The sequence below is a fragment of the Pseudomonas petroselini genome (genome assembly GCF_045037875.1).
Lineage (GTDB): Bacteria > Pseudomonadota > Gammaproteobacteria > Pseudomonadales > Pseudomonadaceae > Aquipseudomonas > Aquipseudomonas petroselini.
The window spans coordinates 1616362-1636088 of sequence record NZ_CP173614.1 but is presented as its reverse complement, the minus strand read 5'-3'; the positions used below and the strand labels follow the sequence as shown (position 1 = coordinate 1636088).

The following is a 19727-nucleotide window of genomic DNA, read 5'->3' as shown; positions in this document are numbered from 1 at the left end:
GCATGTCCTACGCGTGGGCCGAAAGAGACAGCGCAAATACGGTGTTTGCAACTGCAATCAGGGTCAGTTTCATACGACTTTTTCTTGAGGATTGATGGGCTCAACTGAGAGGTGCCGGCGACGCATCAGTCGATAGGCTGCCGGAATGACAAACAGCGACAGCAAGGGCGCGGTAATCATGCCTCCAACCATGGGTGCCGCAATTCGGCTCATCACCTCGCTGCCGGTCCCGCTGCCCAGCAAAATGGGTAACAAGCCAGCAATGATGACAGCCACAGTCATGGCTTTGGGCCGAACGCGCTGGACAGCGCCTTCACGAATCGCGGCCATCAGCCCGTGCTCGGTCCTATCGCCGAGGTCTTCACGCTCAGCCCAGGCGTTCTTCAGATAAAGCAGCATAATTACGCCAAATTCGGCAGAAACACCGGCCAAAGCGATAAAGCCGACACCAGTGGCGACCGACAGGTTGAATCCCAATAGATAGAGAAACCATACCCCACCAGTCAGTGCGAATGGCAGAGTGGCCATGATCAGCAAGGCCTCATCGAAGCGAGCAAAGGTTAAATAAAGCAGCACGAAGATGATCAACAGCGTGGCAGGCACCACCAGCTTGAGTCGTGCGTTGGCCCTTTCGAGAAATTCGAACTGTCCTGCGTAGCTCAGGCTCATACCAGGCTGCAACTTAACCTGCTCGCTGACGACCCGTCGTAGATCGGCGACTACCGAAACAATATCCCGTCCCCGCACGTCGATATACACCCAGCCTGAAGGTCGGGCGTTCTCACTCTTAAGCATCGGCGGACCATCGCTGACCTTGATCTTCGCAACGGTGCCAAGAGTGATCTGGCTGCCTAGAGGGGTATAGATAGGTAACTGCTCCAGAGCGCCGAGTGAATCCCGCCACTCACGAGGGTAACGTACGTTAATTGGGAAACGAGCCAACCCTTCAATCGTCTCCCCGACGTTTTCACCGCCGATTGCGCCGGCCACGATCGATTGCACATCGGCAATATTTAACCCATAGCGGGCCGCAGCTTTACGATCGATATCCACATCAATATAGCGGCCACCGGTCAGTCGTTCGGCCAACGCTGAACTCACACCTGAGACATCCTTGGCAACACGTTCGATGGCTTGGGTGACGGCATCGATCTCCGTCAGGTTGGTACCGGCAACCTTCACACCAATAGGGCTTTTTATGCCAGTGGCCAGCATGTCGATGCGGTTACGAATCGGCGGTATCCAGATGTTGGTCAATCCTGGGACACGCACCGCTTGGTCTAGCTCCTCAACGAGCTTTTCCTGGGTCATGCCTGGGCGCCACTGTTCGTGTGGTTTGAATTGGATGGTGGTTTCGAACATTTCCAAAGGTGCTGGGTCAGTCGCGGTTTCAGCGCGGCCGGCTTTGCCGAAAACGTGTTCGACCTCTGGAACTGTCTTTATCAGACGGTCAGTCTGTTGAAGCAGTTGCGCGGCCTTCTGCGCCGATAATCCAGGCAGAGCTGATGGCATATAGAGCAGGTCCCCTTCGTCCAGCGGGGGAAGAAACTCACCACCCAGACGAGAGATCGGCCACAACGCGCTGACAAAGACTAGCAACGCAACCAGCAGCGTTATTTTAGGTCGATGTAATACGGCGTCCAGAGCGGGTTCGTAGATCCGGATCAACCAGCGATTTAGCGGATTCTGCTGCTCATTGGGAATTCGTCCACGAATCCAATACCCCATCAACACCGGTACGAGAGTTACCGACAGTCCAGCCGCTGCGGCCATAGCGTAGGTTTTGGTGAACGCCAATGGACCGAATAGACGTCCTTCCTGAGCCTCCAGCGTGAACACCGGAATGAACGACAGGGTGATGATCAGCAGACAGAAGAACAATGCAGGTCCTACCTCGGCAGCCGCTTCAGTCATCACGTGCCAATGACGTTCACCTTTCAGTTCCTCCCCAGGATTGGCCACGTGCCAAGCCTCGACCTTCTTGTGGGCATTTTCAATCATCACCACGGCAGCGTCGACCATAGCGCCGATGGCGATGGCAATCCCGCCAAGGGACATGATGTTGGCGTTGATACCCTGATAGCGCATCACGATGAAGGCGATCAGCACCCCAACCGGCAGGGAAATGATTGCCACCAGAGATGAACGCAGGTGCCAGAGAAAGATTCCGCAGACCAACGCGACGACGATGAACTCTTCGATCAGCTTGTGGCTGAGGTTTTCCACGGCACGATCAATCAACTTGCTGCGGTCGTAGGTGGTGACGATTTCAACCCCCGCCGGCAGACTGCTTTTCAGCTCGTCGAGTTTGGTTTTGACCGCCGCAATGGTTTCACGAGCATTCTTCCCGCTGCGCAGAATCACCACGCCGCCGACGGTCTCACCTTCACCGTCGAGTTCGGTAATGCCTCGACGCATCTCAGGCCCTAACTGAATCGTGGCAACATCGCCCAACGTGACCGGCACACTGCCCGCGCCCAGTTTGAGCGGGATGGCGCGAAAGTCATTGAGCGTCTTTAGGTAGCCGGAAGCTCGTACGATGAACTCTGTCTCCGCCATTTCCAGCACGGCTCCACCGGTTTCCTGATTGGCTTTGCCGATCGCCTCGGTCACCTCAGACTGCGTGATACCCAAGTTCGCCAACTTTAGCGGATCGAGCTGGACCTGATACTGTTTGACCATGCCACCTACGGTGGCAACTTCCGCAACGTTCGGCAGCGTCTTGAGCTCGAATTTGAGAAACCAGTCCTGTAGGGCTCGCAGTTGCGCCAGATCGTGCCCACCGCTGCGATCAACCAACGCGTACTGGAAAATCCAGCCAACGCCAGTGGCATCAGGTCCTAAGGCTGGCTTAGCACTGGCTGGTAGGCGGCTTTGTATCTGGCTCAGGTATTCCAACACCCGCGAGCGGGCCCAGTACAAGTCAGTTCCGTCTTCGAACAGCACATAAACGAAGCTGTCGCCAAAGAAGGAGTAACCGCGCACAGTCTTGGCCCCAGGTACCGAGAGCATGGTGGTTGCCAGTGGATAGGTCACCTGGTTTTCGACGATCTGTGGGGCTTGGCCTGGGTAAGGTGTACGGATAATTACCTGAACATCCGACAGGTCTGGCAATGCATCGATGGGCGTACTTTGAACCGCCCAGATCCCCCATGCCGTGACGAACAGCGTCGCCAGCAACACAAGAAAGCGGTTGGCCACCGACCAGCGAATAAGGGCCGCAATCATGGCTGGCCCCCAGAGCGTTCCAGACGTTCAACACGCAGACCATCGTCCGTCTGGCTAACAGCGATCCGAACCTTGTCGCCCGTTTTTAGGCCCTTCATCAGAGCAGGAGTGGCGAGAGGGAAAGTCATCGTCATGCCTGGCATACCCAATGTCTTGAAGGGACCGTGGGCGAGCGTGACTTCTTTGTCGTTGATCTCAACGATCTGACCATCGGCCTCATGCAAAGCGCCAACGGGCATAGTAGATGGCGAAACGTCCAATGAGCTTGCGACAACGCCCTTGAGACTGGCCTCCGAGTCGAGCAGGAACTGGCCAGAGGTCACCACTTTCTGCCCCTCTTCCAAGCCTTTCAATATCGCCGTCTTGCCATCGTTATCCTGGCCTAGCTGCACCTCCACCGGGCGATATCGACCAGCGTCTTCAGAGAGCATGACCAACGCACGTCGACCGGTACGAATGACGGCCTCGCTCGGCACCCACAGAACACTTTGCTCCGTTGAACGATTGAGGCTTACCTGTGCGGTCAAACCTGGTCTGAGTCGGCCATCTGGATTGGGTAACTCAACTCGAACGCGAAGTGTGCGACTGTCCGAACTGGTTTCCGGAAGAATCGCACTGACGACGCCCTTGAGCACAACTCCAGGGAATGCGGATAAACGCGCTTCAGCTGCTTGCCCTACTACGATTGACCCAGCTTCCGCCTCTGGTACAGCCACGGCCAGCCAGACACTGCTCAAACCATTAACACGAGCCAACGTCTCGCCTGCGGCCACCGTCATACCTTCACGCACACTCAGCTCTTGAAGCACACCACCAATAGGGCTGGTCAGCGTCAGGTTCGATTGAACTTTGCCAGTGCGCTCAACTTGAGCAATTAACGTAAGTGGCATTCCGGTTAGCCGCAGTCGCTGCCGGGCCGCTGTCAGCAAGCCAGCATCGCCACTACGCTTGAGGGCGAGAAATTCCTCCTGAGCAGCTGCCCACTCCGGCACCAAGATATCTGCCAAGGCGGCATTCGCTTTCAGCACATCACCAGGTGCGTGGGCATACACACGCTCGACAAAACCCGCTGTACGGGCCTGAATGACTGCAACGTCCCGTTCGTTGAAGGCCAGCACACCTACCACGTTCAGTGTCGAGGCAAATACGCCTCGACTGACACTAGCCAGTCGCACACCAAGGTTCTGAGTCAGGCTTGGATCAATTCGAATGGCAGCGCTGTCCCCCTTGGTATCTGCGTATTGAGGGATCATCTGCATGTCCATGAAGGGTGACTTACCCGGTTTATCGAATTTCTGTTGTGGGTACATGGGATCATACCAATACAGAACTTTTCGATCGGCAGAGGCTTTGGGTTCATGATCCGGTACGACACCAGCTACTCCGCTCATTCGCGGTTGGGCTAACCAGTAACCCCCGGCAACACCCAAGGCAATCGAGATGCCGATGATTAAAGTCCCTTTCCATAATTTAAAAATCATTGAGCGGACTCCCCGTAAGAGAAATACAGGCGAGCGCTGGTCAGGGCACGTTGCTCTTCAACGTCAACCTGCTTGAGACGGGCTTCGATGAGTTCGCGTCGGGCGGCAACAACCGAGTTCAAATCACCCTTGCCGGAGCGGTAGCTGGCCATCGTGAGTTCGACCTTTTCTTTAGCCAACGGCAACAAGCTTTCCTGATTACGGCTGACTGCACGATTGAGGCGCTCGTAGTCAGCCAACTCATCCTCCAGTTGCTGGGTATGCTCGCGTGACAGGGCTTCGCGCTCAGCCTCAAGCTGGTTTAGTTCGGCGTGCTTGGCCGCAATCTTGGGGTTTTGCCGAGAGTTAGGGAACAGCGGGAGATCCCATGAAAACTGCACGCTGACCATGTCACCGAATTGTTGGCCTCGGTGCTGATAATCGAATTCCCAGCTCCAGTCAGACTGCTTTTCCGCCTCAGCTTCACGGATCTTGGCTTGTGCTTCACGGGTCATCGGCACAAAAGCCGCTAATTCGGGGTGATGTTGCAGCTTATGGGAGTAACCTGAGGTCTCAATAGGCCAATCAGGCAAACCGCCTACCGGTTTGTCATCGGCGGCAGGGCCAATCCAGCGCTTGAGGGCGGCCCGGGCCTGTGCACGTTGACGAACTAAATCATCCTGCTGCTCAGCCAGTTGAGCAGCTTCCTGTTTAGGTGTCACCGCATCGGCGGGTTGGGCTCGGCCACCCGCAATCTGAGCTCTGACGGTATCGGTCAGAAGACGGTTTTCTTTGTAGAAGTCCTGGAACAACGCATCTTTACGCTCAACCGAGTAGCTTCTGATCCAGGCTAATGCCGTGGACTGTCGGACGTTCAGACGCGCCACTCGACGCTCGGCTGACGCTCGATCAACAGCCGCATCCGCGACCTCGATACGTGCTTTGCGCTTGTCGCTGTTGGGCATCTCCTGCCTAATCCCGACCACTTGCATGGTCATGAAGTCCTGGTCGATGCTCCATCTGTCGGGTCCACCAATGGGGTAGTTCTGCACGCCCAGCAGTAGCTTGGGATCGGGTAGTTCGCCGGCGGGAATGGCCGCGCTAGTGGCTGCTTGAATTTTGGCGTCTTGTGCGGTCAACGATGGTGCATTGTTTTCGGCCAGACGCAGCGCTTCATCGAATGTCAATGCGCTAGCGAAGCTCGGCAATGCAAGTACGCTTGCCGCCAGGCCGGCCAGGAAGGACCAACCTGTGCAACAGCACTTGGAGTTCATGTTCACGATTCCTGTGATGATCCACCGCGCGCTTCATAAGACATGCGCGCAGATATGCCATCCCGCTAACGCGGAATGAGGCTCAGTGTGGTACAGGAATCAAGTACGTGGGGGTCGCCATACCCCTGAAGAGGTTTGTACGAGCGGGAAATGGCTGGAGAATGATAGAATGAGAGGACTGGACAGGGTGATAGGAGGCTTGATGATCGATACTTGCAACATGCCGCCAGTTTTGCATTCCTGACCGGGCTTACAAGGTTTGCCATGCTCGGTGGGACTTTTCATGTCGTGGCAGCAGTCTTGCCCCATACCATCCATCATCGCCATGCCCATGGTTTTCATCGGGCATGGTTCAATCGATGTCTGAACACCCGCCATCCCGCTGAGGGGAAGCGCCAAGCTAATCAGGAAAATTAGGCAAAACCGCAGGTAGCGTTTCATGAGCTGGAGTGTAGACGGTGCAAATGGCCCTTACAATTCACCCTTGAGACTCCTTAGTCGGCCATCACCAACCGCTATGCCGCGCTCATTTCCATGACCGGGCTTAAAGTACCTAACCATGCGACTAGACAAATAATGATGACTGCCATTGAAAATTCGAGCTTCATGCTACGGCGCAAGGCATTGACCGCGACAGCATAGTCTCCATTTCGAACAGAACGTTCCAAGAGCGGGCTTAGGTGAAAACGGTTGAGCGTCGCTAATACGATCATCCCGGCAAAGAGCAGGACCTTCAAAAATAGCAACTCGCCATAAGTGCTGAGCATCACCTCATCGAGATTTGGCCCAACGATAAATAGGTAGTTCGCCACTCCCGTAATGCTGATGATCACTACAATCACCGCGCCGGCCGATTCAAACCCTGTCAGTACCCGAGCAAGAATTCGTGCTTCTCGCTCACCTTTCAGTGATTTCAAACGCAGCAGCAGGGCAAATGCCGCTAGCGCACCCAACCAACCGCCTGCGGCCAAAAGATGGAAGATATCGCTAATAAAGTGCCAGTAGCGACGGCTCCCCTCGTCCATTGCTCCGTGCCCTGTCCATGCCAGCGTCGCTAGCGCAATCGCGCCACAGACAGTGACAATCCAAAGACTCAGTGTTGGAAAGCGCTTGTTCAGGGAAACGCCAATAATGGCCGTCACCAACGCCCCTATTCGGACCATCCAGGTCAAACCGACGTCAGTCCCCATGAGAACCATTTGAAAGATATGGTGATGTAGCTCCATGAAACCCGACACGCCACTCATTGCTTTCGCAAGTAACAACATGGCGGCAAGGGACAGAGCTACACCTACAGCAGAAGTACTGTAAAGAAGCGACTCAAAATTCAAAACTGTTCCCGATATTCTTTCTTTTCCCCTGAGGCTATAAAGACCAAAAATTGCCAGTCCAAATAACAGCATCAGGTCGAAATAAAGAGCAAAGCGAACAACGATATTTAATGAGTCGCTCATGAATCATTTCACTTTGAAAGAAAAGTTGCCGGTAATCGGGTGAGTGTCCGAGGAAACGGCACGCCATTCGACTTTGTAAGTACCCGTGGTCAATGGCGATGCGGGTGTAATAACCATCGTCTTCGGATCACCGCCACCTGCCACGTTAGCTTTTACGCCCATAGGTGAATTCGGCATACCAGGCATATCGGTCATAATCAGCTTTGCACCAGAGAACTGAGTCGTTAGATTCTCAGAAAAGTGCAGTTCGATTTTAGACGGAGCCGCCGCATCCGATCCTTCAGCGGGAGTAGAAGAAACCAGCTTTGGATGCGCCTGAGCAACTGCACTCAGAAGCAAACCCGCAGTCAGCGCAACAGCTACGGTGGTAGTTTTAAGGAATGACATGCAAGACTCCTGACAGCAAAAGCTGTTGGTTCTAGGTTTTTAGGGAATATCTAGTTTTTTACTTTTTGACGCTCGTTAAAACCACTGACGAATACCTAGCAAATTCCGTGTTCTAGGGCCGGCTGGACAGGGAGGAATCACAAGATTTCCAACGTCACAGTGCGAGTACACGATGCCACATGAACGCAAACTGTTCGATTACATTTCAGTCAGCTTGGGGCGGGTTTTTGGCACTGATCTGCCCGGATACGGCGCCAAATACGCGACTTTCTTTGGAACGCTCCAAGAGTTTTCTCTCATCCAAAAACGATCCTATTGAGCTAACCACATGTTGCCTGCATACATATGAACAAGGTGTCTTAGACCTTTCTTGCATCAGCACATGGGAGTTCAATATGAAAGGCTGTTATTCCGTTTAACGACGTACACCATATTTTTCCGTCATGCGCTTCAATGATAGATCGAGTAATCGATAAACCTAGCCCTGCATTACTTGGACTTCCTTCTCTGCGAGCTGGGTCCACGCGATAAAATCGATCAAACAGCTTTTCAAGATGCTCGGACGCAATGGGCTCTCCCGGGTTCTCCACAGAGACTGATATTGAAGTTCCTTTCTGCCGAATATCGACAGTAATACACTTTCCTTCGGGGGTGTACCGGAGCGCATTTGAGAGCAGATTAGAGATGGCCCTGTCGAGCATGAGTACGTCACCTCGGACGCTACCCCTGCCTGTGACCTTCAGGTCGATCCCTCGCTCATCAGCCAGCAAACGGTAGTACTCGAGTAATTTCTCTACTACTGCTACCAGGTCAATCGGTTTGTTTTCATGTGTAATTAGACCGTTATCTGATTTCGCTAGAAAAAGCATGTCATCAATCATACGTCCCATACGTTTCAAGTCATCAAGATTTGAGTACAGATTGTCCTCGTAGTCCTCAATATTTCTTTTTCTAGATAAAATCACTTCAGTGTGAGTCATCAAATTGCTAACGGGTGTCCGTAATTCGTGAGCAATGTCCGCAGAGAAGTTCGATAAACGAACAAACGCATCGTCCAGTCTAGATAACATTGCGTTGAACGAGAGCACCATCTGCTGGAGCTCTTGGGGAACGGGACCTAATGGAATACGCTCTTTGAGCGATTTAGCTGACATCGAAGCTGCTACCTGAGTGACTAGGCGAATAGGTCGTAGTCCACTACGCGCTACCATCCAGCCCAGTGCAGCACTGACCAGCGCGCTTATCACCAGTCCTATCCAAAACCATCGTTCAAGCGTCTCGAAGAAGGCCATATGTTGAGTAACATCAAAGATCAACATCACTGTCAATGGCTTGTCCTGCCCCGTCACTATGGCTTGCGCCGTCACGCCTCGAAATATCTGCTCCTGGTCTCGCCACTCCCAGACATTGCTGTTTGTGACCGTTCGGAAGTCTTCAGGAACTACGATCGGACCTGGGTCAGCAAACAGGAGCTTACCGTCACCATCGATGATAAGAGCTGTCAAATCACGATGAGCACCAAGCAGTGCCTCCAGCTCAGGCTTAACATCACTGAATTGATCAATGCTGTTCAACCCAGTCAAAATTCTTTGCGTCGAGTGAAGCTTTTCGTTCAGCGCCTGCTGATCCAGCATCTTGAAATGATGCCGGCTGAGGTTGTTAAAACTGAGTCCAGCGACGGTGAGCACAGCCGTTACAGCTAGCATGAACATCAGGCTCATGCGCGTAGTCAGGGACATTCGCTTCATTCCGACCCCGTCCCCGAATCCGGCGCATCCAGCATGTACCCCATGCCTCGAGAGGTGTGGATAAGCTTGACCTCAAAATCATCATCAATCTTTGCTCTGAGCCTCCTGACAGCAACCTCGATGACGTTAGTATCGCTGTCAAAGTTCATGTCCCAGACCTGGGAAGCAATAAGCGACTTGGGCAGAACCTCACCTCGACGACGGAGCAGCAATTCGAGCAACGCAAACTCTTTGGCCGTTAGATCTATACGTTTGCCTGCGCGGATAACCCTGCGTTTGAGGAGGTCCACCTCCAAATCAGCCAATTTCATATGGGTTTGGGAGGGGGCAGTGGTACCTCTACGCAGCAGCGTTCTGACGCGAGCCAGCAATTCAGAAAATGCGAAGGGTTTGATCAGGTAATCGTCAGCCCCCAGCTCAAGTCCTTTTACCCGATCCTCAACTCGGTCTCGCGCCGTGAGGAAAAGCACAGGGACATTTTTTCCGGATGCTCTCACTTTCTGAAGTACTTCCCAGCCATCCAGCCCAGGCATCATCACATCGAGAATCAGCAGGTCATACGCCTCGCTCAAGGCGTGCTGAAGCGCGTCTTTGCCATTGGTAAAACGATCAACATTGAACCCCGCCTCGGTGAGTCCTTGCTGCAAATAAATACCTATTTTGGGTTCGTCTTCCGCAACCAGAAGTCTCATGGGGATGGCTCTCGAATAATTGTGAGGCTGAGTCTGCAATGAAATGCCTCTGCCAACCAGCAACTGACAGAAAAGTAATATTGGCTTCAGGTAGATGTCAGCGAGTGCTGTCTAGGGTTCGAGCATGAGTACTTTCTGGTGCTCGACCGACTCTTAACCATGAAAGCTAGAGGAGCCGGAAAACAAATCAAAAAGGAGCTTCCTCATGAACCGTTTAAAAGTCCTATTCTTTGCTAGTTCGATACTCATCTCAGCATCTGCGTTGGCTGAAGGTGGTGCAGATCGGATTATGGAGCGCATGGAAAGCCTGCGCGATAAAGCCGAAGCGACCTTGGTACAAGCTGAAAAAGCTCCTGAAGGGCAGCGCCATGTTCACATGGCCGAGCATATGAAAATACTGGGCGAGATCATGGGCCAGCTTCATCTAGATCATCCAAAAGCATCAATGTCACCTCAGGAACATCTCGCCTGGATGGAAAAACACGACGCCATGGTTGATGACGTTTTGAACCAAATGCAGCGCGAGCACAAACTGATGCTTTCTGAGAACCATCAGTAACCGAATAACTCCTACGGGGCTCTCTGAACCGCCCACTAGACACGGCGTCATCTGGGCGCCGTGTTTTCTCAGGAAAACTGACAGAAATGTAGTGTTCAAGTCAGTTAACGCTCAGCTCTATCCCTTTAGCATAGCTAGTATTTTCCACTGGCTCTCGAGGTCACCATGAAAACTAAGCTCATTACTCCAGTTATTGCGGCAATCACCCTACTCCTCGGCGCTACGGCGATGGCCAGCGTAGGTCATGGGAAAGAGGATATCGGTCAGCCTGGAGTCGCCTCAGAGGTCACTCGCACGGTTGATGTAGAGATGGGTGATATTTTCTTCAAAACTAAAAGCATCGACGTAAAGCCCGGTGAAACGGTTCGCTTTGTACTTCACAACAAAGGGGCGTTGCTGCACGAGTTCAATATCGGCCAAGCCGCTGCTCACGCGGCGCACCAAAAAGAAATGGCGAGCATGTTCCAGAATGGAACGCTTACACCCACCGGAACTGGAAAAATGTGGGGCAACATGGGCCATAGCATGGGAGGCATGAAGATGGTTGGAATGGAACACAACGACCCGAATAGCGTGCTGATCGAGCCAGGGGCAACCAAGGAGTTGATCTGGACCTTCAACAACACAACTGGACTTCAATTTGCCTGCAACGTGCCAGGTCATTACCAGTCGGGGATGGTCGGTCAATTTGACTTGAAGTAAGCCTGAACCGACCGCTAAAACCGCGTCGACGCAAGAGTTCGCTATGCTCTGAGGCAGAGATCAGAGCAACACGCTCACACACGGGGTCTAGATCATGGATAAGCATCAGCATCCGGCTGGAAGCACCTCCCCACCATTTTGGAGGCGCAAAACAGGCGTTGTACTGATCATGCTCATTGCGATCGGTGCCTTTTACGGGGTGCGGGAACATTTCACCCACGTTTATCCGTATTTGCCCTACCTCATCCTGTTGATCTGTCCATTGATGCATTTTTTTGGACATGGACATGGCGGACATGACCATGGCGATCAGGCAGGAACCAACAAGGAAGAGAAATAGCTATGCCCACTCCACCGAGCCACCACGATCACGGTCCCGCCCACGCTGCCTCACCCAATGACGGTGGTCTACGCGACCCGGTGTGCGGTATGGCGGTTATACCTCCAAGTAAATTTGGCGAGTCTTACCAAGGACAGACGTATCAATTTTGTAGCCAGAAATGCCAAGAGAAATTTCGGGCAGATCCAGAACGCTACATTGGTAATCATCCCAGCGCTGAACCCAGCAGCGCCGCTATAGAGCCCACGCTACAGGTAGCCACTGAGTTTACCTGTCCTATGCACCCGGAAATAAGACAGCCAGGGCCCGGCAATTGCCCTAAATGTGGCATGACATTAGAGCCCGTCATGCCCGCGCTTGATGACGATGACAAACCCGAGCTCCTGGATTTCACCCGCCGCTTTTGGTGGTCGCTGCCTTTAACCGTAATGGTGGCCCTTCTAGCCATGGCGGGTCACTCATTACAAATCTTCCATGGTTCGGTTCAAAACTGGATCGAGTTCGCTCTTGCCACTCCGGTCACCTTATGGGCAGGTTGGCCCTTTTTTGTAAGAGGCATAGCATCCGTTAGAAATCGCAGTCCAAACATGTGGACTCTGATTGGTTTAGGTACTGCCGCAGCCTATCTTTACAGCGTCGCGGCAACCCTATTTCCCCAAAGTTTTCCCACCACCTTCATGCAAGATGGACGCATCGGCGTCTACTTCGAAGCCGCTGCGGTCATCATCTCGCTCACCTTGCTTGGGCAGATTCTTGAGCTCAAAGCACGGTCACAAACCTCCGCCGCCATTAAGTCCCTTCTTGGCCTATCTCCCAAGACTGCACGCAGGATCAACGCCGATGGTCAGGAGGAAGACATTCCTCTTACCCATGTTCACTTGGGAGACCATTTGCGGGTCAGACCTGGTGAAAAAGTGCCAGTTGATGGCTCTGTACTCGAGGGAGAAAGTGCGGTGGATGAATCCATGCTCACTGGTGAACCTGTGCCGGTCATGAAAAGAGCAGGGGATAGTCTGATCGGTGCCACGCTTAATACTCATGGAAGCTTGGTGATGGAGGCGCGAAAGGTCGGCGCTGACACCATGCTGTCGCAGATAGTACAAATGGTCGCACTAGCCCAACGCTCCAAAGCGCCCATGCAACGAATGGCCGACTCGATCGCCGGCTACTTTGTGATGGCGGTTATCGCGATTGCGTTGCTGACCCTCATAGGTTGGGGACTGTTCGGCCCGGAACCCAGCTGGGTCTTCGGCCTGATCAACGCTGTCGCCGTGCTTATCATCGCTTGTCCCTGTGCTCTGGGTCTGGCAACGCCCATGTCGATCATGGTTTCGACGGGTAAAGCCGCCAGTATGGGTGTGCTGTTCAGAGATGCCAGTGCCATCGAAAACCTTTGCAAGATCGACACACTGATTGTCGATAAAACGGGAACCCTGACAGAGGGACGGCCGGTATTTCACAGTGTGGAGGCCACACCAGATTTCAACCCACGCGATGTGCTTCAACTGGCCGCTAGCCTTGATCAAGGCAGCGAACATCCTTTGGCACACGCCATCGTCGATCACGCCCGAACTGAAAATATTGCGCTCACCAAGCCTGAATCGTTTGAGTCCGGCTCAGGGATTGGGGTGAGTGGTCTCGTTGATGGCAAGAAAGTACAGCTGGGCAACACTGCACTGATGGAAGCTGCCGGCGTGAGCACAAAGGTCTTACAAGAACGTGCAGAGTTGTTGCGCCTTGAAGGCATCAGCATCATCTATCTAGCAGTTGACGGGGTCTTGGCAGGATTACTAGCGGTCTCAGACCCGATAAAACCGACCTCTAAAGAAGCAGTCACCAAGCTTAAGGCTGATAACGTAAAAATCATCATGGCCACGGGAGACGGGCTCACCACCGCACGTGCTGTCGCCAAGGAGATGGGTATTGAAGAGGTTCATGGTGAAGTGAAACCTCAGGACAAGGAGCGCCTGGTGGCGGACCTCCAGCAATCCGGTCGAAAGGTTGCCATGGCCGGCGACGGTATCAACGACGCACCGGCCTTGGCGCGAGCAGATGTGGGCATTGCCATGGGTACAGGGACTGACGTCGCGATGAATAGCGCGCAGCTCACGCTGGTAAAAGGCGACCTGATGGGGATTTTACGGGCACGGGCACTTTCGGTTGCAACGGTAAAAAACATGCGGCAAAACTTGGGGTTCGCCTTCCTTTACAACTCAATGGGTATTCCCCTCGCCGCAGGCCTGCTCTATCCACTGACGGGGCACCTTCTGTCTCCAATGATTGCTGCGTTAGCCATGAGCGTCAGTTCTGCGTCTGTAGTTTTCAATGCTTTGAGGCTGAGGAATACCCGAATTGAATGAGCGTAACCGATGCTCACAGCCCGCTATACATAACTCTTGACCTTACCGTGGTGTCAACGTTGATCTTGTTGTTGCGGTGAAAATAGACTGCTCAGCACAAGAGGAATAACCATGTTCGTCTTAAACGTATCAGGCATTGGTTGCGGTAGCTGCGTCAGCAAAATCACCAAAGCAATTCAGTCACTGGACAGCGAGGCTATGATTTCCGTGGATCGCGCAGCAGGTAAGGTAAGCGTTGAAAGCAGTGAAAACCCAGAGCAAGTCCGTAAAACTGTCGAAGCACTCGGTTTCCCTTCCCAAATCAGCGCCTGAGGCGCTGATTCCCTCGCTGGGTAAAGTTTATTATTCACCTCGCAGAGCTTTAAGTAGCCCCTTAAATGCTCCATTTAATCTAGTAAAGGCGGTTTCGAAATGAATTTCATTTTCCGTATACTTTGCGACCTCGACCTGTTGATCCACAGTATTTTGATCAATGGAAGGTTGGTTCGGCGTACTGTAAAGCAAAGCACCGCCGTGAATATCACTTACTAATTCGTTTACGGCAATATGTTTTGGGTTTGTTGTTTTTAAAGAGAACGGAGTAGCCAAACCTCCTTTTGTTTGGCTAGCCAGTACAGCAGAAAAGTCCAAGTCCCTGGCCTTAAAGTTAGGAGTGTCGGCATTAGCGATATTATTGCTAAGTACCTCAGCTCGTTGGCTGCGAAAACGTAATGCTCTTTCTGCGGAGCCAAGCGCTTTGTCAAAATTAATACTCACCGGTGGCCACCTTTAGTTACGCTGCCATTTAATTCCCACCTATCGAACACTCAAGTGCTTAACGTAGTGCGTCCGAGCCGATGTATGATTTCAGCGAAAAACTCAAAAAACGCCACGCCATCGTGCAGTGACCGGAAACTTACAACGCCGCACAGGTAAATTTTAGATGGTGGATGGAGGTTATGTGTCGTTGGATAGCTTAGACCTTACGGACTAATCACTCTGCATCTCAAGAGAAATATCGCAACCTGACACAACTGTAATATTGGCCTAAGCTTCCTGACAGGGGATGAGTCTTATAGTCCTATTGAGCCTCAAGCTCACCCCCTAGAGTCAACGACTGATGTGGATTCAGGGGTCACCAATAATCATCCGAGGCCCCCCAAATGAACCCTATCAAAACCTTGTTCGTCATCGCGGCTCTGACCGTCTCTTCTTTGGCTATGGCTGAAGGGGGTGGTGACCGGACTTTCGCACGCATGGAAGTGGCCAGGAATAATTCGATGGAATCGTACCGAGTAGCTCAAACGCAAAATGCCCAACATCCCGTCGCTGAAAGCAAAGCCAAGGCGATGGATCACAAGAATTGCTAAATAGCTAGCCCTCCAAGCTGACAGAAATGTAATCACTGCGGTGGTTTAAATGTGGCAATTTCTGAGCTCGCTTGCCGTAAGAGTTTGTCTTTTGTGACGGTGGGCAAAGCTGATCCGGGCAACTCATGATCGGTTGTTTCGCACGGCTTCCCTTTTGACTGATTGGAAATAAACGGCATGCATTCCAAAACCTCTAGACGGACATTCGTAAAAGGCTTGGCCGCTGGTGGCATTCTCGGCGGCTTTGGCCTTTGGCGCACTCCAGTATGGGCGGTGACAAGTCCAGGTCTGCCGAGCGTACTCACCGGCAATGAATTTGATCTGTTTATTGGTGAAACACCTGTAAACATTACCGGCTCGCCGCGAACAGCCATGACCATCAATGGATCATTGCCAGGACCTTTGCTGCGTTGGCGCGAAGGAGAGACAGTCACCCTGCGTGTAAAAAACCGCCTGGACCAAGACACCTCAATCCATTGGCACGGGATCATTCTGCCGGCCAATATGGACGGTGTACCTGGCTTGAGTTTCCATGGCATCGCACCCGACGGCATGTACGAGTACAAGTTCAAGGTTCATCAGAATGGTACGTACTGGTACCACAGCCACTCGGGCTTACAGGAGCAGGCAGGGGTTTACGGGCCAATCGTTATCGACTCGAAAGAGCCTGAACCTTTTCAATACAACCGCGACTATGTGGTGATGTTGACTGATTGGACCGATGAAGATCCTAGTCGCGTCATGGCCAAGCTTAAGAAACAGTCGGGCTACTACAACCACCATAAACGCACCGTTGGTGATTTTATCGACGATGTCAGTAAGCAAGGTTGGTCAGCTACAGTAGCTGACAGGAAGATGTGGGCTGAAATGAACATGAGCCCAACCGACCTTGGAGACGTCAGCGCAGATACTTACACCTATCTCATGAATGGCCAGGCGCCAAACGGTAACTGGACCGGTATTTTCAAGCCGGGTGAGAAGCTACGACTACGCTTTATCAACGGCTCGGCGATGAGCTATTTCGACGTCCGCATTCCTGGTTTGAAAATGACCGTTGTGGCCGCCGACGGCCAACACGTCAACCCAGTGAGTGTTGACGAATTCCGCATCGCCGTAGCTGAAACGTATGACGTGATCGTAGAGCCTGCCAGTGAAGAGGCTTACACCATCTTCGCCCAGTCTATGGATCGGACGGGTTATGCACGCGGAACCCTCGCTCTTCGTGAAGGGCTAGTTGCTCAGGTACCTGCTATAGATCCACGTCCAATCGTCACTATGGATGACATGGGGATGGGCGGTATGGCTGGTATGGACCATGGCAGCATGGCTGGTATGGGCGGCGCAGAGAAGACACCAGGTGACATGTCCGGCATGGCGGGCATGGCGGGCATGGACCACAGCAAGATGACCGGTATGGACCAAAGTGACATGACCGGGATGACCGGCATGGACAGCGGTGACATGACTAACATGGCGGGCATGGATCACAGCAAGATGGCTGGGATGGGCAATGGTGATATGTCAGGGATGGCTGGCATGGGTGGTATGGGTGGAGAAATGCAGACACACCCTGCCTCTGAAACCAACAATCCCCTGGTTGATATGCAAGCCATGAATCCAACGCCAAAGCTAAGTGATCCGGGCATAGGCTTGCGGAACAATGGTCGTCGAGTGCTCACTTACTCCGACTTGAAAAGCACTTTCCAAGACCCTGACGGCCGCGAGCCAAATCGTACCATCGAGCTTCATTTGACCGGTCACATGGAGAAGTTTTCGTGGTCGTTCAACGGCATCAAATTCTCTGACGCCGAACCGCTGCGCCTGAAGTATGGCGAGCGTCTGCGCATCACCTTGGTGAACGACACCATGATGACACACCCCATCCACCTTCACGGCATGTGGAGTGACCTTGAGGACGAGAACGGCAAGTTCATGGTGCGCAAGCACACGATCGATATGCCACCAGGTACCAAACGCAGCTATCGAGTCACCGCTGATGCCTTAGGCCGTTGGGCATATCACTGTCACCTGCTTTTCCATATGGAAATGGGCATGTTCCGTGAAGTACGGGTTGATGAGTAAAGGAGACGATCTGTGAGCACATACCGAAATCGTAATTCCCTCGTGGGTTGCCTCTTTGCCGCTGTCCTGCTGGGTGGACTCTCGTCCACGGTGCTGGCAGAGGAAAATGGCAGCGACCATTCAACCACTGTTCCTGTTACAGCAACGGACAAGCCAGCAACGGCAAACGATTCGAAGCTAGATCACGGGGCGATGGACCATAGCCAGATGAGCCATGAGTCGATGGATCATGACCAAAAAACCAAAAAGGCAGATTGAGATCATGACCAGTAAGTTTTTACGCCCAACGCTGATGGCACTTGCAGTCTCTACCGGTCCAGCATTCTTTTTCATGGCTCAAGCCGCTGAAGAGATGGATCCGTCGATGGCGATGCCATCAAGTGCGGACGCAAAGTCTTCAACTGCACAAAAATCCAAACCCGCCAAACCGAAAGATGCCGCGATGGATCACTCCAAGATGGACCACGGCTCAATGGGAGCCATGGACCATAGCAAGATGGGGGCTATGGATCACAGCGATAACGGGCAAATGGACGGTATGGAAAGCATGGATGGAGGGGCGACTACCACAAGCCGAACCCCAATCCCCGTACTTACCGACGCTGACCGGGCCGCCGCTTTTCCAGACTTACCAGGCCATGGTGTGCACGATAAAAAAATTAACTCGTTCATCCTCCTGGATAAATTTGAGTACCAAGACGCTGACAACGGTAGTGCGCTGGCTTGGGATGCAAAAGGGTGGATCGGCGGTGACGTCGATCGCCTATGGTTGCGTTCGGAAGGCGAACGTACCAATGGCGTAACCGAGAACGCTGAACTTCAGGCTCTGTGGGGACACGCCATCGGTCCTTGGTGGGATGTCGTCACCGGCATTCGACAAGACTTCAAACCTGGGTCACCTCAAACATGGGGAGCGCTCGGTATTCAGGGCATGGCCCTCTATAACTTTGAAGCTGAAGCGACTGCTTATATTGGTGAGAACGGTCAAACCGCAGCTCGGTTTGAAGGCGATTACGACATCCTGTTGACCAATCGCCTGATCTTGCAGCCGACCGCCGAAGTAAACTTGTACGGGAAAAATGATCCTCAGCGCGGCATAGGATCTGGATTGGCCAACACCGAACTAGGCCTGCGGTTGCGCTACGAAATTACTCGTCAATTCGCACCCTACATTGGTGTTAGCTGGAATCGCTCATATGGTAAGACGGCTGACCTAGCCAGCGATGAAGGGGAAAAGACAAACGAGGCCCGGTTTGTAGCTGGTATTCGGATGTGGTTCTGAGCGATTTGAGCACTAGCCCTACGAATTCAAATGATCGGGGAGTTGGCTCCCCGACTCTAAAGTAGATCCTTCAATGTAACCTTTGCAGCGGCATGAACGCTTGAGTGGGGTTCTATTGCTTCGTAGAACATCTCGCCGTCTCCAAGGGAAAAGGAAATATTCATGACAGGTAGCTTCCGACTTTCAAGTCGATTTCTGCGTATTGCAACATTCGCTGCGCTGTTCATCGGCTCAACGGCTCAAGCGGCGCAGGCCCTGACCATCGATGTGCATCGAGATGCAAACTGCGGATGCTGCAAAAAATGGATTCAGCATCTTGAGGCCAATGGCTTCACCGTCATTGATCATGTAGAAACCAACATGAGTGCTGTCAAACAAGATCTAGGTGTCGCTCCACGACTCTCGTCTTGTCACACTGCGATGATCAACGGGAAGTTTGTTGAAGGTCATGTGCCAGTTGAGCAAATAATTGCGATGAGTAAGCGTGACGACCTTCTCGGGATCGCTGCTCCTGGAATGCCAGCAGGTTCTCCAGGAATGGAAGTCGACGGAGTACATGAGACCTACCAAATAATCGGCCTGACCAAAGCCGGCGTAGATCAGGTCATTGCTGAATACCCCGCAAACTAATCCCACCTCATCCATTCGGCCACAGCATGGTCCCAGCTCATGGCCATGCAGCGGGACATGCTATGTTGATTTCATTCTCAAGCAATACGCAAAGGACGATCAGCAACAAGCTGTAAAGGCGCGCCTGCGCCGAATCGGATAACCCCGTACCGCTGTCCTCAATAACAATTTGAGATGACG

Annotated in this window: 19 protein-coding genes; 10 read left to right on the top strand and 9 right to left on the bottom strand. The window is 52.7% G+C overall.

Annotation, left to right across the window (positions count from 1 at the left end; genetic code table 11):
* Positions 1–69: 69 nt before the first annotated feature.
* From ACI512_RS07560 to ACI512_RS07525, 8 genes are all read right to left on the bottom strand, one after another.
* Positions 70–3228 carry an efflux RND transporter permease subunit gene (locus tag ACI512_RS07560; protein WP_405121728.1) on the bottom strand — a complete coding sequence of 1053 codons (3159 nt, stop codon included), beginning with the start codon at positions 3226–3228 and terminating at the stop codon, positions 70–72.
* Complete coding sequence (locus ACI512_RS07555; RefSeq protein WP_008437420.1) at positions 3225–4709, bottom strand: efflux RND transporter periplasmic adaptor subunit; 1485 nt, start codon at positions 4707–4709, stop codon at positions 3225–3227. Before ACI512_RS07555 ends, ACI512_RS07560 begins: the two co-directional genes overlap by 4 nt.
* Entirely contained in the window at positions 4706–5962 is a 1257-nt protein-coding gene (locus ACI512_RS07550) for a TolC family protein (protein ID WP_008437421.1), read from the bottom strand. The genes ACI512_RS07555 and ACI512_RS07550 overlap by 4 nt, the downstream gene beginning before the upstream one ends.
* A gap of 99 nt (positions 5963–6061) precedes the next feature.
* Positions 6062–6403: a hypothetical protein gene (locus tag ACI512_RS07545; protein WP_073844967.1), complete on the bottom strand. Its 342-nt coding sequence runs from the start codon at positions 6401–6403 to the stop codon at positions 6062–6064.
* Between the two features lie 74 nt (positions 6404–6477).
* The gene (gene copD, locus ACI512_RS07540; protein WP_008437423.1) at positions 6478–7416 is read right to left on the bottom strand and encodes a copper homeostasis membrane protein CopD; all 939 of its coding nucleotides are present in this window, start codon (positions 7414–7416) and stop codon (positions 6478–6480) included.
* A gap of 3 nt (positions 7417–7419) precedes the next feature.
* On the bottom strand, positions 7420–7803 hold the full coding sequence (copC, locus tag ACI512_RS07535; protein WP_008437424.1) for a copper homeostasis periplasmic binding protein CopC: 384 nt from the start codon (positions 7801–7803) through the stop codon (positions 7420–7422).
* 359 nt (positions 7804–8162) lie between these two features.
* A complete protein-coding gene (gene copS, locus ACI512_RS07530; RefSeq protein ID WP_008437425.1) occupies positions 8163–9551 on the bottom strand; it encodes a copper resistance membrane spanning protein CopS in 1389 nt (462 codons plus the stop codon).
* A complete protein-coding gene (locus ACI512_RS07525) occupies positions 9548–10243 on the bottom strand; it encodes a heavy metal response regulator transcription factor (RefSeq protein WP_008437429.1) in 696 nt (231 codons plus the stop codon). The genes copS and ACI512_RS07525 overlap by 4 nt, the downstream gene beginning before the upstream one ends.
* Positions 10244–10448: 205 nt before the next feature.
* Here ACI512_RS07525 and ACI512_RS07520 point away from each other — a divergent pair, with 205 nt between their 5' ends.
* From ACI512_RS07520 to ACI512_RS07500, 5 genes are all read left to right on the top strand, one after another.
* Complete coding sequence (locus ACI512_RS07520; protein WP_008437430.1) at positions 10449–10802, top strand: co-regulatory protein PtrA N-terminal domain-containing protein; 354 nt, start codon at positions 10449–10451, stop codon at positions 10800–10802.
* A 165-nt stretch (positions 10803–10967) separates the two neighbouring features.
* The gene (locus ACI512_RS07515; protein WP_008437431.1) at positions 10968–11504 is read left to right on the top strand and encodes a plastocyanin/azurin family copper-binding protein; all 537 of its coding nucleotides are present in this window, start codon (positions 10968–10970) and stop codon (positions 11502–11504) included.
* Positions 11505–11598: 94 nt separating this feature from the next.
* Positions 11599–11844: a DUF2933 domain-containing protein gene (locus ACI512_RS07510; RefSeq protein WP_032899631.1), complete on the top strand. Its 246-nt coding sequence runs from the start codon at positions 11599–11601 to the stop codon at positions 11842–11844.
* A 2-nt stretch (positions 11845–11846) separates the two neighbouring features.
* On the top strand, positions 11847–14204 hold the full coding sequence (locus ACI512_RS07505; RefSeq protein ID WP_024073349.1) for a heavy metal translocating P-type ATPase: 2358 nt from the start codon (positions 11847–11849) through the stop codon (positions 14202–14204).
* Between the two features lie 111 nt (positions 14205–14315).
* Positions 14316–14516, top strand: coding sequence for a heavy-metal-associated domain-containing protein (locus ACI512_RS07500; protein ID WP_008437435.1), 201 nt, complete (start codon positions 14316–14318; stop codon positions 14514–14516).
* Positions 14517–14546: 30 nt separating this feature from the next.
* On the opposite strand, the gene flgB is transcribed toward ACI512_RS07500, so the two are convergent.
* The gene (flgB, locus tag ACI512_RS07495) at positions 14547–14960 is read right to left on the bottom strand and encodes a flagellar basal body rod protein FlgB (RefSeq protein WP_008437437.1); all 414 of its coding nucleotides are present in this window, start codon (positions 14958–14960) and stop codon (positions 14547–14549) included.
* Between the two features lie 386 nt (positions 14961–15346).
* Between flgB and ACI512_RS07490 the strand changes: the two genes are divergently transcribed.
* The 5 genes from ACI512_RS07490 to ACI512_RS07470 all read left to right on the top strand — a co-directional run bounded on the left by ACI512_RS07490 (position 15347) and on the right by ACI512_RS07470 (position 19547).
* On the top strand, positions 15347–15553 hold the full coding sequence (locus ACI512_RS07490; RefSeq protein ID WP_019821302.1) for a co-regulatory protein PtrA N-terminal domain-containing protein: 207 nt from the start codon (positions 15347–15349) through the stop codon (positions 15551–15553).
* A gap of 177 nt (positions 15554–15730) precedes the next feature.
* Complete coding sequence (locus ACI512_RS07485; protein ID WP_008437439.1) at positions 15731–17635, top strand: copper resistance system multicopper oxidase; 1905 nt, start codon at positions 15731–15733, stop codon at positions 17633–17635.
* 12 nt (positions 17636–17647) lie between these two features.
* Positions 17648–17893: a hypothetical protein gene (locus ACI512_RS07480; RefSeq protein WP_024073347.1), complete on the top strand. Its 246-nt coding sequence runs from the start codon at positions 17648–17650 to the stop codon at positions 17891–17893.
* Positions 17865–18917, top strand: a complete 1053-nt coding sequence (locus ACI512_RS07475; protein ID WP_008437443.1) for a copper resistance protein B — start codon at positions 17865–17867, stop codon at positions 18915–18917. Before ACI512_RS07480 ends, ACI512_RS07475 begins: the two co-directional genes overlap by 29 nt.
* A gap of 162 nt (positions 18918–19079) precedes the next feature.
* Positions 19080–19547, top strand: coding sequence for a DUF411 domain-containing protein (locus ACI512_RS07470; RefSeq protein WP_008437448.1), 468 nt, complete (start codon positions 19080–19082; stop codon positions 19545–19547).
* Positions 19548–19727: the final 180 nt, after the last annotated feature.